This window comes from Blastococcus sp. TML/C7B, from assembly GCF_016612845.1.
Classification (GTDB): domain Bacteria; phylum Actinomycetota; class Actinomycetes; order Mycobacteriales; family Geodermatophilaceae; genus Blastococcus.
This window is the reverse complement of record NZ_JAEOAA010000002.1, coordinates 729,368-744,925: the sequence shown is the minus strand read 5'-3', so window position 1 is coordinate 744,925 and position 15,558 is coordinate 729,368. Positions and strand designations below refer to the sequence as shown.

Here is a 15,558-nt window from a genome sequence, read left to right as displayed (position 1 = left end):
CCCCGTGACGACGACGCAGACCCGTCCGCGTCCTCCCCGGTCCGCGCGCGAGGAGCGCGTGCGGCCGCCGGCCCGCCGCTGGGCGGCCCCCGCCTGGATGGACGGGCCGATGACCAGCTGCCACCTGGTGCTGGGCGCGGCCGGCCTGCTGCTGCTCATCGGGCTGGTCATGGTCTTCTCCGCCTCCTCGATCGAGGCGGCGCTGGCGCAGGAGGCGGCCTGGGCACCCGGCGTCCAGCAGCTGGTCTGGGCGGGCCTGGGCCTGACCGCGATGCTGGTCACGATGCGGCTGCCGGTCGGGCTGATCCGCCGCTGGTCGCCGTTCGCGCTGGTCGCCGTCGCCGTGCTGCTGCTCCTGGTGCTCGTGCCCGGCATCGGCGTCCGCCTCAACGGCGCGCGGCAGTGGATCGACCTGGGCTTCACGCTCTTCCAGCCCTCGGAGCTGGCCAAGATCGTGCTCGCCCTCTGGGGCGCGCACGTCCTGGCGCTGCGCGAGCGCTACCTGACGACGACGTCGCTGCTGGTCCCGGTCCTGCCGGTGTTCGGCGTGCTCTCGCTGCTGATCATCGCCGAGCCGGACTTCGGCGGGGTCGTGAGCCTCGGGCTGGTGCTCGTCGGGCTGCTGTGGGCCGGCGGGATGCCGCTGCGCTGGTTCGGCGCGTTCGCCGCGGTCGGGGCGCTGCTGATCGCGCTGCTCGTGGCGGTGGCGCCCTACCGGATGGACCGCATCACCGCGTTCATGGACCCCTTCGCCGACCCGACCGACACCGGGTTCCAGGCCATCCGCGGCTTCTACGCGCTGGCCAGCGGCGGCTGGTCCGGCGTGGGCCTGGGCAACAGCGCGATGAAGTGGAACATCCTCCCGGAGGCGGAGTCGGACTACATCTTCGCGATCATCGGCGAGGAGCTGGGCTTCCTGGGCTGCCTGGTGGTCGTCACCCTCTACGGGGTGCTGGCCTACGCCGGCTTCCGCATCGCCAAGCGGGCGGCCGACCGGTTCGTGCAGCTCGCCAGCGTCGCGATCACCGTGTGGCTGGTCGGCCAGGCCACCATGAACATGGGCTACGTGGTCGGCCTCCTCCCCGTGACCGGCGTGACGCTCCCGCTGATCTCCGCGGGCGGCACGTCGCTCATCCTCACCCTCGCCGTGATCGGCCTGCTCGCGCGCTTCGCCTGCACCGAGCCCGCGGCCGTCGAGGCCCTCCGCGCGCGGGACCGCGGCCGGCTCTCCCGGCTGCTGCTCCCCGCCCCCTCGGCCGCCGTCGAGCCGGTCCGCCCCCGCCGCCGTCCCGAGGACCAGGACGCGCAGCGCCCGGTGGTCGGCAGCGGGCGCACCGTCGTGCCCGCCCGCGCCCCGGTCCGCCGGGAGCGGCCGGTCCGCACCCCGGCTGCGCCGCGGCAGGCCGCGCCGCGGCAGGCCGCGCCGCGGCAGGGCGGAGCCCGCGCCTCGGCGCCGCGGCCGGCGCCCGACCGCCGGTCCGGGGGGCCCCGGTGAGCGGCGCGTCCCGACCGCTGTCCGTCGTCCTCGCCGGCGGTGGCACCGGCGGCCACATCGAGCCGATGCTCGCCCTCGCCGACGCGCTGCGCCGCACCCCGGCCGCGGCCGACGGCGGGCTGCGGATCACCTGCCTGGGCACCGCCCGCGGCATGGAGACCCGGCTGGTCCCCGCCCGCGGTTACGACCTGCGGCTGATCCCGCCGGTGCCCCTGCCGCGCAAGCCCACCGTCGACCTGCTGCGCGTGCCCGGGCGGGTGCGGCGCGCGGTCGCCGAGACCCGCGCGCTGCTCGACGAAGTCGGTGCCGACGTCGTCGTCGGCTTCGGCGGCTACGTCGCGCTCCCGGCCTACCTGGCGGCGCGGCGGGCCGGCGTCCCGGTCGTGGTGCACGAGCAGAACGCGCTCCCGGGGCTGGCCAACCGGATCGGCGCCCGGCTGGCCGCGCGGGTCGCCGTCACCACGCCGGGGACGCCGCTGCACCGCGGCGAGCACGTGGGCATGCCGCTGCGCACCGCGATCTCCGCGCTGGACCGCGCCGCCCGACGCGCCGAGGCGCGCGAGACCTTCGGCCTGGATGCCGACCGGCCCACGCTGCTGGTGTTCGGCGGCTCGCAGGGCGCGGCCACGCTCAACCGGGCCGCGGTGGGTGCGGCCGACGCGCTGGCCGCGGCCGGCGTCCAGGTGCTGCACGCCCGCGGACCCAAGAACACCGACGTGGTGGTGTCGCCCCGCGGCGACGGCGCGCCGCCCTATGTCGTCGTCGACTACCTGGAGCGCATGGACCTCGCCTACGCCGCCGCCGACCTCGCCCTGTGCCGGTCGGGCGCGGTGACCGTGGCCGAGCTCTCCGCCGTCGGGCTGCCCGGCGTCTTCGTGCCGCTGCCGATCGGCAACGGCGAGCAGCGGCGCAACGCCCTGCCCGTGGTCGAGGCCGGGGGAGGGCTGCTGGTGGAGGACGCCGAGCTGACGCCGGCCTGGATCGCCGAGCACCTGGTGCCGCTGCTCACCGACCCGGACGCGCTGGCCGGCTACGCCCGGAACGCCGCCGCGGCGGGGGCGCCGGACGCCGACGAGACCCTGGCTGCGATCGTGCTCGACGTGGCCGGAGTCGAGCAGTGAGCGCAGCGGACGTGGCGGCCTGGACCGGTGCGGTGCCCGCGCCGGCCGAGCTGGGGGCGGTGCACTTCGTCGGCATCGGCGGCGCCGGCATGAGCGGCATCGCCCGCATCCTGCTCGCCCGCGGCGTGCGGGTGTCGGGCAGCGACCGGCGGGACACCCCGACGCTGCTGGCCCTGCGCGCCCTGGGCGCGCGGGTCGAGCTCGGGCACGACGCCGCGCACCTGGGCGACGCCGACACCGTCGTGGTGTCCACCGCGATCCGGGACGACAACCCGGAGCTCGCCGGCGCGCGGGCCCGCGGGCTGCGGGTGCTGCCCCGGGCGGTCGCGCTGGCCTCGGTCATGGCCGGGCGGCGCAGCGTGGCGGTCGCCGGAACGCACGGCAAGACCTCGACCACCTCGATGCTCACCGTCGCCGTGCAGGCCTGCGGCGCGGACCCCTCCTTCGCCATCGGCGGCACCCTCAACGAGTCCGGCTCAAACGCGCACGCGGGGGAGGGCGACATCTTCGTCGCCGAGGCCGACGAGAGCGACCGCTCGTTCCTGCTGCTCGCGCCGTTCGGCGGCATCGTCACCAACGTCGAGGCCGACCACCTGGACAACTACGGCGACCTCGCCGCGGTCGAGGCGGCCTTCGACCGGTTCCTGCAGACGATCGACCCGGCCGGCTTCCTCGTGCTCTGCGCCGACGATCCCGGGTCGGCGCGGCTGCGGGGCGTGCCCACGCCGGCCCGGGTGCGCACCTACGGTCGCGACGCCGACGCCGACCTGCGCCTGGACGACCTGCGGGTCGAGGGCGACGCCACCAGCTGGACCGCGGTGCTGGACGGCCGCGAGCTCGGCCGGGTGCGGATCCGCGTGCCGGGGGAGCACATGGCCCTCAACAGCGCCGCCGCGCTCCTGGCCGGCCTCGAGCTGGGACTGCCCGCCGAGGCGCTGATCGATGGCCTGGGCCGCTTCGGCGGGGTGGGCCGGCGGTTCGAGCTCAAGGGCGTCGTCGACGGCGTCCGGGTCTACGACGACTACGCCCACCACCCGACCGAGGTGCGCGCCCAGCTGCGTGCGGCCCGCGCGGTCGCGGGGGACGGCCGGCTGGTCGTGGCCTTCCAGCCGCACCTGTACAGCCGGACGCAGGAGTTCGCCGCCGGCTTCGGCGAGGCCCTCGGGCTGGCCGACGAGGTCGTCGTCATGGAGATCTACGGCGCCCGGGAGGACCCCGTCCCCGGGGTGACCGGCGCGCTGGTGGCCGACGCCGTCCCGCTGCCGGCCGAGCGGGTGCTGTTCGAGCCGTCCTGGTCGGCGGCCGCCCCGGCGCTGGCCGCGCGGGCCCGCGCCGGCGACCTGGTCATGACGATGGGCGCGGGCGACGTCTCGATGGTCGGGCCCGAGGTGCTCGAGGCGCTGACCGCCCGCGCGTCCGGACGGACCGGGGAGGACGGGGCGGGCGGGGCGACGGGCGCCCTCCGGTGAGCCGGACCGGGACGACCACCAAGGACCGCGACGGCGGCTCGTCCCGGCGGCGCCCCGCCGAGCGGCGCACCGGCGCCTCGGTCACCTCGCTGCGCGACCGCCGCCGTGACCGCCGGCGCGGGCGGTCGGGACGGCGCCGCCGCGCGCTCCAGGCCGGGCTGGGCGTGCTCGTGCTCGGCCTCCTCGCGTGGGCGCTGTGGGCCGGCCCGCTGCTGGCGGTCCGCTCCGTGCAGGTGGACGGCACGACCACGCTGCCGGCCGAGCTGGTCCGCGAGACCGCGGGCATCGACGACGGCACGCCCCTGCTCCGGGTCGACGTCGACGCCGCCCGGGACGCCGTCGCCGAGCTGCCCCAGGTCGAGTCGGTCACGGTGAGCCGCGGCTGGCCCAGCCGCGTGGTCGTCACCGTCGTCGAGCGGACGCCGCTGGCCGTCGTCGGCGAGCCCGGCCGCCGGTCCCTGCTGGACGCGCGGGGGGTGCTCTTCGACACGGTCACCGGCGAGCCGCCCGCGGGCGTCGTGCCGCTCGCCGTGGCCGAGCCCGGCCCGGACGACCCCGCGACCACCGCGGCGCTCACCGCGATCGGTGCGCTCCCGGCCGGCATCCGCGAGCAGCTGGGTCTCGTCGAGGCGCCCGGGCCGGGCGCCCTCGTGCTGACGCTGACCGACGGCACCGTCGTCCGCTGGGGCGGCCCGGAGGAGTCCGAGGACAAGGCGCGGATCCTCGCGGCGCTGCTCGACGAGATCGACGCCGGCACCGTCGAGCCCGCCACCGAGCTGGATCTCAGCGTCCCCGACGCCGTCGTCCTCCGGTAGCGGTCGCGCACCGTCGCCACCCGTGTCCGCAGCGCGCGGACGGGCCCCGCGGGTCGACACGCCCACCACCGCGACACGCCCGGAGGGCAAAACAAATGTCGCGGGTGTGATTCCCGGGGTCGGTGGGAGTCTGCACCCCGGCATGAGACGAATCCGGCGCGAGTCGTCACGGCCAGTGGTGAAGATGTGACCGGTGTGTCGCCAGTGGTCCGTGGCGTCCGGCCCTACCGACACGCCGAGCCGGAGCGGGTGCTTGTAGCGCCTCTCGGCCCGCACCTAGCTTCATCCCCGTCGACCGAGTTGACATAACTGTAAGGCTGAACTTGAGGATGAGGGTCCAGTTGGGGAGCGCCGCATGACACCTCCGCACAACTATCTAGCGGTCATCAAGGTCGTCGGCATCGGCGGCGGCGGGGTGAACGCGGTCAACCGCATGATCGAAGTCGGCCTCAAGGGGGTCGAGTTCATCGCGATCAACACCGACGCGCAGGCGCTGCTGATGAGCGACGCCGACGTCAAGCTCGACGTCGGCCGGGAGCTCACGCGCGGGCTGGGGGCCGGTGCGCAGCCCGACGTGGGCCGCCAGGCCGCCGAGGACCACCGCGAGGAGATCGAGGAGGTCCTCAAGGGGGCCGACATGGTCTTCGTGACGGCCGGCGAGGGCGGTGGCACCGGAACCGGTGGCGCGCCCGTCGTGGCCTCCATCGCGCGCAAGCTCGGCGCCCTGACCATCGGCGTGGTCACCCGCCCGTTCGCCTTCGAGGGCAAGCGGCGCGCGGTGCAGGCCGAGTCGGGCATCGAGGAGCTGCGCAACGAGTGCGACACGCTCATCGTGATCCCGAACGACCGGCTGCTCCAGCTCGGCGACCGGAACGTCAGCGTCATGGACGCCTTCCGCACCGCCGACCAGGTGCTGCTCTCCGGTGTCCAGGGCATCACCGACCTGATCACCACGCCCGGCCTGATCAACCTGGACTTCGCCGACGTCAAGTCGGTCATGTCCGGAGCGGGCTCGGCGCTCATGGGCATCGGCAGCGCCCGCGGGGACAACCGCGCGCTGCTCGCCGCCGAGCAGGCGATCGCCAGCCCGCTGCTGGAGGCCTCGATGGAGGGCGCCCACGGCGTGCTGCTGTCGATCTCGGGCGGGTCCGATCTGGGGCTGTTCGAGATCAACGAGGCCGCCTCGCTGGTCTCCGACGCCGCGCACCCGGACGCCAACATCATCTTCGGCGCCGTCATCGACGACGCCCTCGGTGACGAGGTCCGCGTCACGGTCATCGCGGCCGGCTTCGACAGCGGTAAGCCGAACGTGCGCAAGGACGGCGCGGCCGCCTCGGTGCCCGCCGGCCAGGCGCCCGGCGCGGTGCCCAGCGGTCTCTCGCCGCACCGCCGGCCGTCGATGACCCCGATGAACCCGGTGGCCGCCCCGGCGCCTCAGGGCTCGGGGGAGCGGCTCGCCCCGGCGCCGCAGGCGGCGGCCACCCCGGCCCGCCCGGCGACGCCGGCTGCCGCGCCGCAGCAGGGCGGCGGCATCACCGTGCCGCCGCTGCCGCCGATCCCGAGCGCGATCAACGGCCGCCGGCCGCTGTCGAACGAGGACTTCGAGGAGGAGCTCGACATCCCCGAGTTCCTCAAGCAGTAGCCCACGAGCCGGGCGGGGACCCCTCCGCCCGGCCGTAAGGTCGACGCGATGAGTACGAATCCGGCCGCCCCGTCCTCGGCACGACCCCGCAGGGTCGTCACCGATCGGCGGGGCGGCCGTTCGCTGCCGCCCTACGACTCGTTCAACCTCGGCGACCACGTCGGCGACGACCCGGCCGCGGTCGCGGCGAACCGGTCCCGCGTGGCCCGCGAGCTGGCCGTCGCCGAGGACCGGCTGGTCTGGATGGAGCAGGTGCACGGGGCGCGCGTCGCCGTCGTGGAGGGCCCGCAGGACGGCCCGCTGCCCGGCACCGACTCCGTCGTCACCGCCGTACCGGGGCTCGTCCTCTGCGTCCTGGTGGCCGACTGCGTTCCCGTGCTGCTCACCGACCCGGTCGCCGGGGTGGTCGCCGCCGTGCACGCGGGCCGCGAGGGCGTGCGCCGGGGGGTGCTGCCCGCCACCCTCTCGGCGATGGCGAGCCTGGGCGCCCGCGCCCGGCACGTCACCGCGCTGCTCGGCCCGGCGGTGTGCGGCGCCTGCTACGAGGTGCCCGAGGCGATGCAGGCCGAGGTCGCCGCCGTCACCCCCGCGGCCGCGGTGCGCACCCGGCGCGGCACCCCCGGGCTCGACCTGCGCGCGGGGCTGGCCGAGGTGCTGGGCCGGGCCGGCGTGACCGAGGTCGTGCACGACCCGCGCTGCACCGTCGAGGACCCCCAGCTGTTCTCCCACCGCCGCGAGGGCGTCACCGGGCGACAGGCCGGCCTGGTGTGGCTCGACCCGTCGTGACCGGCCTCGGCGCGCACCTCGACGCGGTGCGGGCGCGGATCGACGCCGCCGCCCGGGCGGCCGGGCGGGATCCTGCCGCGGTCTCGCTGCTGGCCGTCAGCAAGACCCGGCCCGCGGCCGACGTGCGGGAGCTGGCCGCGCTCGGCCAGCTGGACTTCGGCGAGAACCGCGCGCAGGAGCTGATCGGCAAGGCCGGCGAGCTGGCCGACCTGCCGGTGCGGTGGCACTTCATCGGCCAGCTCCAGCGCAACAAGGCCGCCGCCGTGGCCCGGCTGGGCGCTGTCGTCCACTCGGTCGACCGCACGTCCCTCGCGCAGGCCCTGAGCCGGGCGGGGGAGGCCGCGCAGCGGCCGGTGGACCTCCTGCTCCAGGTGGACCTCGGCGGGCCGGAGGGGGAGCTGGGCGCCCGCGGGGGGGCGGCCCCGGACGACGTCCCCGGCCTGGCCGACGCCGTCGCCGAGCTACCGGGCGTGCGGCTGCGCGGGCTCATGGCGGTCGCCCCGCGCGGGGAGGAGCCGGGGCCCGCGTTCGCCCGGCTGGCCGCGCTCGCCGATCGCGTGCGTGCCGAGCACCCGGGCGCCGTCGAGCTCTTCCGCGGGCATGAGCGGGGACCTGGAGGAGGCGGTCGCGGCGGGTGCCACGATCGTGCGTGTCGGAACCGCGTTGTTCGGCCGGCGGCCCCTAGCCTCGCCTCACGACACATGAGTCACACCAGTCCCAGGGGCCCCCGGAGCCCCGGAGTGGCTCCGTCGACGATCGTCGAAGGTGCATCTGAGCACGCTGGCAGAGGGGGAGGTCCGATGGCTGGAGCCATGCGGAGGATGGGGATCTACCTGGGGCTCGTCGAGGACGACGACGCCCGCGGGTACGGCCGGTACGACGCCCGGCAGTCCGACCATCCCGACGCCGATCGCCGGTACTCGCGCTACGACGAGGACCGGTACGACGACTACGACGGGGCCGACTACCCGGCCGGCTACGACGAGGACGAGCCGGTGCCCGCCGAGCCCGCCCCGGCGCGCGCCCCCGAGCCGCTCAGCGTGCGCCGGGTCGCCCCGGCCCGCCCGCTCGGGCTGGCGCCGTCGGCCGGCACCGGTGGCGGTGGCTCGCGGATCAGCGCCATGAGCAGCGGCCCCGTGGGCGCGGCCGGTCTCGCCGTCCGCGAGCCGGTGGCCGCCGTCGTCCCGGAGCCCGCTCCGGCGCCGGCCCCCGCGCCGCAGCCGTACCGGATCACCACGCTGCACCCGCGCACCTACAACGAGGCGCGCGTGATCGGCGAGCGGTTCCGCGACGGCATGCCGGTGATCATGAACCTCACCGAGATGGACGACGCCGACGCGAAGCGGCTCGTCGACTTCGCCGCGGGACTGTCGTTCGGGCTGCGCGGTAGCATCGAGCGCGTCACGGCGAAGGTGTTCCTGCTGAGCCCGCAGAACGTCGACGTGACGGCCGAGGACAAGGCGCGGATCCGCGAGGGCGGGTTCTTCAACCAGTCCTGAGGCAGGCGCGGCGCCCATCCGGGCGCCCATGACGGCGGCACCCCCGGGTGCCAGGACGAACGAGGACCGTGGCACTTCTCTGGTTGATCCTCTACGTGGTCCTGACCGTGTTCCTCGTGCTGCTGTTCGCGCGGTTCATCGTCGACTGGGTGATGGTGCTGGCCCGCAGCTGGCGCCCCGCGGGTGCGGTGGCCGCCGGTCTGGAGCTCGTCTACAGCACCACCGACCCGCCGTTGAAGGCCGTGCGCCGCGTCATCCCGCCGCTCAACCTGGGGACGATCCGGCTGGACCTCGGCTTCATGGTGGTCCTGATCGCCGTGGTCATCCTCCGTGGCATCGTCGGGGGTCTGGCGCGCTAACGTGATCGACACTCCCCGGGCAACCGGACGGTCGATCCAGCGCGTCCCCCTCCGGTTGTCCGCAGCCCACTCGTCCCGCCGTACCTCTAAGGTGACCTGATGCCACTCACGCCTGCCGACGTGCACAACGTCGTCTTCAAGAAGCCGCCCATCGGCAAGCGGGGCTACGACGAGGACGAGGTCGACGCCTTCCTCGACGTGGTGGAGGCCGAGCTGGCCCGCCTGATCGAGGAGAACAACGAGCTGCGCTCCGGCGCCGGCAGCCGCGTCCAGGCGCGCGCCGAGGAGCGCCCCGAGCCGGCCCCCGCCCCCGCGCCCGTCGCCGCCGCGCCCCCGGCGCAGCCGCAGCAGGACGACAGCGCCCGCGCGTCGCGGATGCTGGCGCTGGCCACCGAGACGGCCGACCGGTACGTCAACGAGGCCAAGACCCAGGCCGAGCAGATGCTCAGCGGCGCGAAGACCAACAGCGAGCGGCTCATGACCGACGCGCGCGCCAAGAGCGAGCAGATGGTCACCGAGGCCAAGCACCGCGCCGACTCGATGATCGGCGACGCCCGCACCCGCGCGGAGACGCTGGAGCGCGAGGCCCGGGCCAAGGCCGCGGCCCTCGACCAGGACGCCGAGCGCCGGCACGTCGAGGCGATGGGCAGCCTCGAGGAGAAGCGCAGCAGCCTCGAGCGCAAGATCGAGGAGCTGCGCACCTTCGAGCGCGAGTACCGCACCCGGCTGCGCTCCTACCTCGAGTCGCACCTGCGCGACCTGGACAGCCGCGGCTCGGCGGAGCCGGCGTCCAACGCCCGGCAGAACCAGCACGCCGGCGCCTGACCGACCGCGCTCCGCGCGGAGCGCGCTGCAGGGCCCCCGGACCACCGTCCGGGGGCCCTGTGCCGTTCCCGGGGGCGGAGGGCGTCGTGAGCGCGCCGCTGGGGTCGTGCCCCTAGAGTTCGGGGCGTGATCATCGTGGCCGGCCTGTTGGTGCTCGGAGGTCTCGGACTCTTCGTGGGCGGCGTGCTCACCGGGATGACCGCGCTCTACTGGGCGTGCGTCGGGGTGTGCGTGCTGGCCGCGGTGCTGCTGTTCCTCGCCCGCCGGGGGATGGCCGCTCCTGCCGAGCCCGTCCCGGCTGCCCCCACCCCGCCCGCCCGTGCGGCGACGGAGCCGGCCCGGCGGCCGGCGACCACCGAGGCCCCCACCGGCCGGCACGCGGGGAACGGCGCCGCCGCCGCGCCGCCCGCGGAGCCGGTCCTGCCGGCCACGCCGGCCGCACCGGTCTCCGCTCCGCCGCCGGCGTCGTCGTCGCAGCGCGCGGACGAGGGCGAGCCGCCGGTCGAGGAGGTGGAGGTCACCGACCTGCTGCTCGTCGTCGACCTGAAGGACGAGGTGCTCGTCGTCGACGAGCACCCGCGCTACCACGTGCCCGGCTGCGCCGCCCTGACCGGCCGGGAGGTCGTCCCGATCCCGGTGGACGAGGCCCGCGCCGACGGCTTCACGCCGTGCGGCACCTGCCGGCCCGACGCCACGCTCGCCGAGGGCGTCCGGGCCCGCAGGCGCGGCTGATCAGCGCGGGCTGCGCACCACCCAGAAGCGCGAGCCCTCCGGCCCCTCGACGCCCTCGCCGTCGCCCGGCCCCTGCGTGACGCGCTCGGCGAGCACCTCGGCGGCCAGCGCGTCGGCGTGCTCGGTGACGGCCCGGGCGACCGCGCCCTCACCGGTCCAGGAGAGCTCGATCCGGTCGCTGACCTCCAGGCCCGCGTTCTTGCGCGCCTCCTGCACCAGCCGCACGACCTCGCGGACCAGGCCGGCCCGCTCGAGCTCGGGGGTGAGGGTGAGGCCCAGGGCGACGGTGAGCCCGCCGCCGCTGGCCACGGTCCAGCCCTCGCGCGGGGTCTCGGTGACGATCAGGTCCCCGTCGGCCAGCGCCACGGGCGAGCCCTCGACCTCCACGGTCGCGGTCCCCGCGCGGTAGGCGGCGGTGAGCGCGGCCGGGTCGGCGGCGGCGACGGCCTTCGCGACCGCCTGCACCTGCTTGCCCAGCCGGCGGCCGACCGCGCGGAAGTCCACCTTGACGCTGACGTCGACGAGGTCGCCGCCCACGGCCGAGAGCTCGACGAGCTCGGCCACGTTCAGCTCGTCGGCCACCTCGGCGACCAGGTCGCGGGGGAGCGCCGACCATGCGGGTGCCGCGACTAGCGCGCGGGCCAGCGGCTGCCGGGTGCGCACCTTGGCCGAGGTGCGGGCCGAGCGGCCCAGCTCCACGAGCCGGCGCACCAGGTCCACCTGCGCCACGAGCGCGTCGTCACGGGCGTCCTCGTCGACGGCGGGCCAGGAGGCCAGGTGCACCGAGTCGACGGCGCGGTCGGCGGCCGCCCCGACCAGGCCGGGGACGACGGCGCGGCGCCAGACCTCGTCGGTGACGAACGGCGTGAACGGCGCCATGAGGCGGGTCAGCCCGTCGAGCACCTCGTGCAGCGTGGCCAGGGCGGCGGGGTCGCCGTCCCAGAAGCGCCGCCGCGAGCGCCGGACGTACCAGTTGGACAGGTCGTCGACGAAGCCGGCGAGCAGCCGGCCGGCGCCCTGGGTGTCGAAGTCCTCCATCGCGTCGGTGACCTCACGGGTCACCGCCGCCAGGCGGGCCAGCGCCCAGCGGTCCAGCAGCGGGCGCTCGGCGCGCGCGGGCGCCGGCGTCGTCGCGGGATCCCAGCCGTTGGCCTCCGCGTACAGGGTGAAGAAGCTCGCGGTGTTCCAGTAGGTGAGCAGCACCTTCCGGACGACCTCGGAGAGCGTCTCGTGGCCCACGCGCCGGGCCGACCATGGCGAGCCGCCGGCCAGCATGAACCAGCGGACGGCGTCGGCGCCGTGCCGGTCCATCAGCGGGATGGGCTCCAGGATGTTGCCCAGATGCTTGCTCATCTTGCGGCCGTCCTCGGCCAGGATGTGGCCCAGGCACAGCACGTTCTCGTAGGAGCTCCGCTCGAACACCAGCGTGCCCACGGCCATGAGCGTGTAGAACCAGCCGCGGGTCTGGTCGATCGCCTCGCAGATGAACTGCGCCGGGTAGGCGGCCTCGAACTGCTCCTGGTTGCGGTGCGGCGCGCCCCACTGGGCGAACGGCATCGAGCCGGAGTCGTACCAGGCGTCGATCACCTGCCGGACCCGCCGGTAGGTGCCCTCCTCACCGGGCCGGGTGAAGGTGACGTCGTCGATGAACGGGCGGTGCGGGTCCAGGTCGGACAGGTCGCGGCCGGTCAGCTCGGAGAGCTCGGCCAGCGAGCCGACGGCGACCATGCGGGACGGGTCGGCGTCGTTCCGCCAGATCGGCAGGGGTGTGCCCCAGTACCGGTCCCGGGAGAGCGCCCAGTCGACGTTGTTGGTGAGCCAGTCGCCGTAGCGGCCGGTCTTGATGCTCTCCGGGTACCAGGTGGTCTTCTGGTTCTCGGCGAGCAGCTGGTCCTTGATCTCGCTGGTCCGGATGTACCAGGACGGCTGCGCGTAGTACATGAGCGGCGTGTGGCAGCGCCAGCAGTGCGGGTAGCTGTGCTCGAAGCGCTGCTCGCGCCACAGCACCCCGCGGGCCTGCAGGTCCTCCACCAGCGCTGGGTCGGCGGCCTTGAAGAAGTGCCCGCCCACCAGGGGGACGTCGGGCAGGAAGTGGCCCGTGGCGTCGATCGGGACGACGACGGGCAGCCCGTAGCCGCGGCACACCGCGAGGTCGTCGGCGCCGAACGCGGGGGACTGGTGCACCAGGCCGGTGCCGTCCTCCGTGGTCACGTACTCGGCGAGCACGACGTAGTGGGCGTCGCCCTCCGGGAACTCGACCAGGTCGAAGGGGCGCTGGTAGTGCACCCGCTCCCAGTCGCGGCCGGTGGTCCGGGCGAGCACATCGACGTCGTCGGTCTCCCCGAAGACGGCGGCGAGCAGCGGCTCGGCGACGACGAGCGTGTCCTCCCCGCGCCGCGCGACGACGTAGGTGACGTCGGGATGCACGGCGACGGCGGTGTTCGACGGCAGCGTCCACGGCGTCGTCGTCCAGATCAGCAGGTCGGCCTTCCCGGCCCACTCGCCGCTGGTGACGGGCATGCGGACGTACACCGAGGGATCGGTGATCGACTCGTACCCCTGGGCCACCTCGTGGTCGGAGAGGCCGGTGCCGCAGCGCGGGCAGTAGGGGGCGACCCGGTGGTCCTCGACCAGCAGGCCCTTCTCGAAGATCTGCTTGAGCGACCACCACACGCTCTGGATGTAGCCGGAGTCCATGGTCCAGTAGGCCGTGGACATGTCCACCCAGTAGCCCATCCGGCGGGTCAGCTCGGAGAACGAGTCGACGTGCCGCTCGACCGACTCGCGGCACTTCGCGTTGAACTCCGCGATGCCGTACCGCTCGATGTCCGGCTTGCCCGCGAACCCGAGCTCCTGCTCGACGGCGATCTCCACCGGCAGGCCGTGGCAGTCCCAGCCCGCGCGGCGGGGCACGTGCCAGCCCTGCATCGTCTTGAACCGGGGGAAGACGTCCTTGAACGCGCGCGCCTCGATGTGGTGCGTGCCCGGGCGGCCGTTGGCCGTCGGCGGCCCCTCGTAGACGTTCCACTGCGGCCGGCCGGCCGAGCCCTCGAGCGTCCGGGCGAAGATCTTGTCGGCCTCCCAGCGCTGCAGGATCTGCTGCTCCAGCTCCGGCAGGTCGACCTGCGGGGGCATGGCTGCGAACGGGCCGGTGGCCGAGGGGGAACTCACGCCGGCCATTCTCCCCGAACCGGCAAACGGGTTCGGGGCGGGCGTCCGCCGCGCCGCCCCGAACCGCGAGAGGGCGCGACACCGCCCCGACACGGGCGTACGCGACACTGCCCCCATGGGGGACGGCGGCCGGTGAGCACGACGGTCACGCTCGCGCTCGGGATCGGTGCCGTCGTCGTGCTCGTCGCGGCCGTCGCGCTGCGCCTCGCGGACCGGCTCGGCCTGCCCAGCCTGCTGCTCTACCTGGCCCTCGGCGTGGGGCTGGGGGAGAGCGGCCTGGGCATCCAGTTCGAGGACTTCGACCTGGCGGCCAACCTCAGCATCGCCGCGCTCGTGGTCATCCTGGCCGAGGGCGGGCTCACCACGCGGTGGGACGACATGCGCCGTGCCCTGGGGCCGGGGGTCACCCTGGCGACGGTCGGCGTGGGCGTCAGCGTCGTCGTCACCGCGTCGTTCGCCGTCTGGCTGCTCGACGTCGAGTGGGGGTTCGCCCTGCTGCTCGCCGCGGTCATCGGCTCGACCGACGCCGCCGCGGTGTTCGCCGTCCTCCGCCGGTTGCCGCTGCCGCGCCGGCTGGTGGCCGCCGTCGAGGCCGAGAGCGGGCTGAACGACGCGCCGGTGATCCTGCTGGCCGCGGCGCTGATCTCGCAGCTCAAAGGCGGTGAGACGCACGCCTGGTACGTCGTCGTCGGGGAGCTCGCCGTCGAGCTGGCCGGGGGTGCGCTCATCGGCCTGGCCGTCGGTTCCGGCGGCGGCTGGCTGCTGCGCCGCGTCGCGCTCCCCGTGGCCGGGCTCTACCCGCTGGCCACGCTCGCGATCTGTGTGCTCGCGTTCTCCGGCGCCAGCCTCGCCCACACCTCGGGGATCGTCGCGGTCTACCTCTGCGGCGTCGTCCTCGGCAACGTCCGCATGCCGCACCGGTCGGCCAGCATCGGCTTCGCGGAGGGCGCGGCGTCGCTGGCCCAGATCGGGTTGTTCGTGCTGCTCGGGCTGCTGGTCTCGCCGGGCCGGCTGCCCGACGCCGTGGTCCCGGCGCTGCTCGTCGGCGCCGCGCTGCTGCTGGTGGCCCGGCCGCTGTCGGTGCTCGCCAGCCTCGTCTGGTTCCGCTGGCCGCTGCGCCACCAGGCGTTCGTCTCGTGGGCCGGGCTGCGCGGCGCCGTGCCGATCGTGCTGGCCACCTTCCCGCTCACCGGCCGGGTCCCCGACGCCACGATGATCTTCGACACCGTGTTCGTCCTCGTCGTGGTGTTCACGGTCGTGCAGGGCGGGCTCCTGCCCGCGGTCACCCGGCGGCTGGGCATCGCGGCTCCCGCCATCCCGCGCGACGTCGACGTGGAGTCCGCGCCGCTGGACGAGCTCGACGCCGACCTGCTGCAGCTCACCGTCCAGGCCGGCTCCCGGCTCCAGGGCGTCTACCTGCCCGAGCTGCGGCTGCCCGAGGACGCCGCGGTGGTGCTCGTCGTGCGCGACGGGCGATCGTTCGTCCCGGACGAGCAGACCCGGCTCAGGCGAGGCGACCAGGCGCTCATCGTCACCGCCCGGCGCTCGCGTCGGGAGGCCGAACGGCGGCTGCGGGCGGTCAGCCGGGCCGGCCGGCTGGCGACCTGGCGCGGGGAGACCGGCGCCCCCACCGGCGCGGACTGA

Annotated in this window: 11 protein-coding genes and 2 pseudogenes; 12 read left to right on the top strand and 1 reads right to left on the bottom strand. The window is 75.3% G+C overall.

The features are described 5' to 3' along the window. The first annotated feature begins 4 nt into the window (after positions 1 to 4). The 11 genes and pseudogenes from ftsW to JKP76_RS16410 all read left to right on the top strand — a co-directional run bounded on the left by ftsW (position 5) and on the right by JKP76_RS16410 (position 10,743). Positions 5 to 1,495 (top strand): putative lipid II flippase FtsW, encoded by a 1,491-nt coding sequence (ftsW, locus tag JKP76_RS16460; protein WP_309229615.1) that lies wholly within the window; start codon positions 5 to 7, stop codon positions 1,493 to 1,495. Between the two features lie 65 nt (positions 1,496 to 1,560). Further along, positions 1,561 to 2,616 (top strand): undecaprenyldiphospho-muramoylpentapeptide beta-N-acetylglucosaminyltransferase, encoded by a 1,056-nt coding sequence (murG, locus tag JKP76_RS16455; RefSeq protein WP_242472208.1) that lies wholly within the window; start codon positions 1,561 to 1,563, stop codon positions 2,614 to 2,616. Then, complete coding sequence (murC, locus tag JKP76_RS16450; protein ID WP_200491953.1) at positions 2,613 to 4,085, top strand: UDP-N-acetylmuramate--L-alanine ligase; 1,473 nt, start codon at positions 2,613 to 2,615, stop codon at positions 4,083 to 4,085. Before murG ends, murC begins: the two co-directional genes overlap by 4 nt. Further along, positions 4,082 to 4,900 carry an FtsQ-type POTRA domain-containing protein gene (locus JKP76_RS16445; RefSeq protein ID WP_200491952.1) on the top strand — a complete coding sequence of 273 codons (819 nt, stop codon included), beginning with the start codon at positions 4,082 to 4,084 and terminating at the stop codon, positions 4,898 to 4,900. Before murC ends, JKP76_RS16445 begins: the two co-directional genes overlap by 4 nt. Positions 4,901 to 5,255: 355 nt before the next feature. Next, positions 5,256 to 6,542, top strand: coding sequence for a cell division protein FtsZ (gene ftsZ, locus JKP76_RS16440; RefSeq protein ID WP_200491951.1), 1,287 nt, complete (start codon positions 5,256 to 5,258; stop codon positions 6,540 to 6,542). Between the two features lie 48 nt (positions 6,543 to 6,590). Then, positions 6,591 to 7,328 (top strand): peptidoglycan editing factor PgeF, encoded by a 738-nt coding sequence (gene pgeF / locus JKP76_RS16435; RefSeq protein WP_200491950.1) that lies wholly within the window; start codon positions 6,591 to 6,593, stop codon positions 7,326 to 7,328. Beyond that, a pseudogene (locus tag JKP76_RS24205) lies at positions 7,310 to 7,822 on the top strand (YggS family pyridoxal phosphate-dependent enzyme); the annotation flags it as partial. The gene pgeF and the pseudogene JKP76_RS24205, both read left to right, overlap by 19 nt. Positions 7,823 to 8,545: 723 nt before the next feature. Further along, a pseudogene (locus JKP76_RS24200) lies at positions 8,546 to 8,827 on the top strand (cell division protein SepF); the annotation flags it as partial. Between the two features lie 68 nt (positions 8,828 to 8,895). Beyond that, on the top strand, positions 8,896 to 9,186 hold the full coding sequence (locus JKP76_RS16420; protein WP_200491948.1) for a YggT family protein: 291 nt from the start codon (positions 8,896 to 8,898) through the stop codon (positions 9,184 to 9,186). A 99-nt stretch (positions 9,187 to 9,285) separates the two neighbouring features. Beyond that, on the top strand, positions 9,286 to 10,011 hold the full coding sequence (locus JKP76_RS16415; RefSeq protein ID WP_200491947.1) for a DivIVA domain-containing protein: 726 nt from the start codon (positions 9,286 to 9,288) through the stop codon (positions 10,009 to 10,011). Between the two features lie 126 nt (positions 10,012 to 10,137). Beyond that, a complete protein-coding gene (locus tag JKP76_RS16410) occupies positions 10,138 to 10,743 on the top strand; it encodes a hypothetical protein (protein ID WP_200491946.1) in 606 nt (201 codons plus the stop codon). Here JKP76_RS16410 and ileS read toward each other — a convergent pair whose 3' ends face one another. Continuing rightward, positions 10,744 to 13,914: an isoleucine--tRNA ligase gene (gene ileS, locus JKP76_RS16405; protein ID WP_309229617.1), complete on the bottom strand. Its 3,171-nt coding sequence runs from the start codon at positions 13,912 to 13,914 to the stop codon at positions 10,744 to 10,746. It abuts the gene before it with no gap. A 132-nt stretch (positions 13,915 to 14,046) separates the two neighbouring features. Here ileS and JKP76_RS16400 point away from each other — a divergent pair, with 132 nt between their 5' ends. After that, positions 14,047 to 15,558 (top strand): potassium/proton antiporter, encoded by a 1,512-nt coding sequence (locus JKP76_RS16400; protein ID WP_200491944.1) that lies wholly within the window; start codon positions 14,047 to 14,049, stop codon positions 15,556 to 15,558.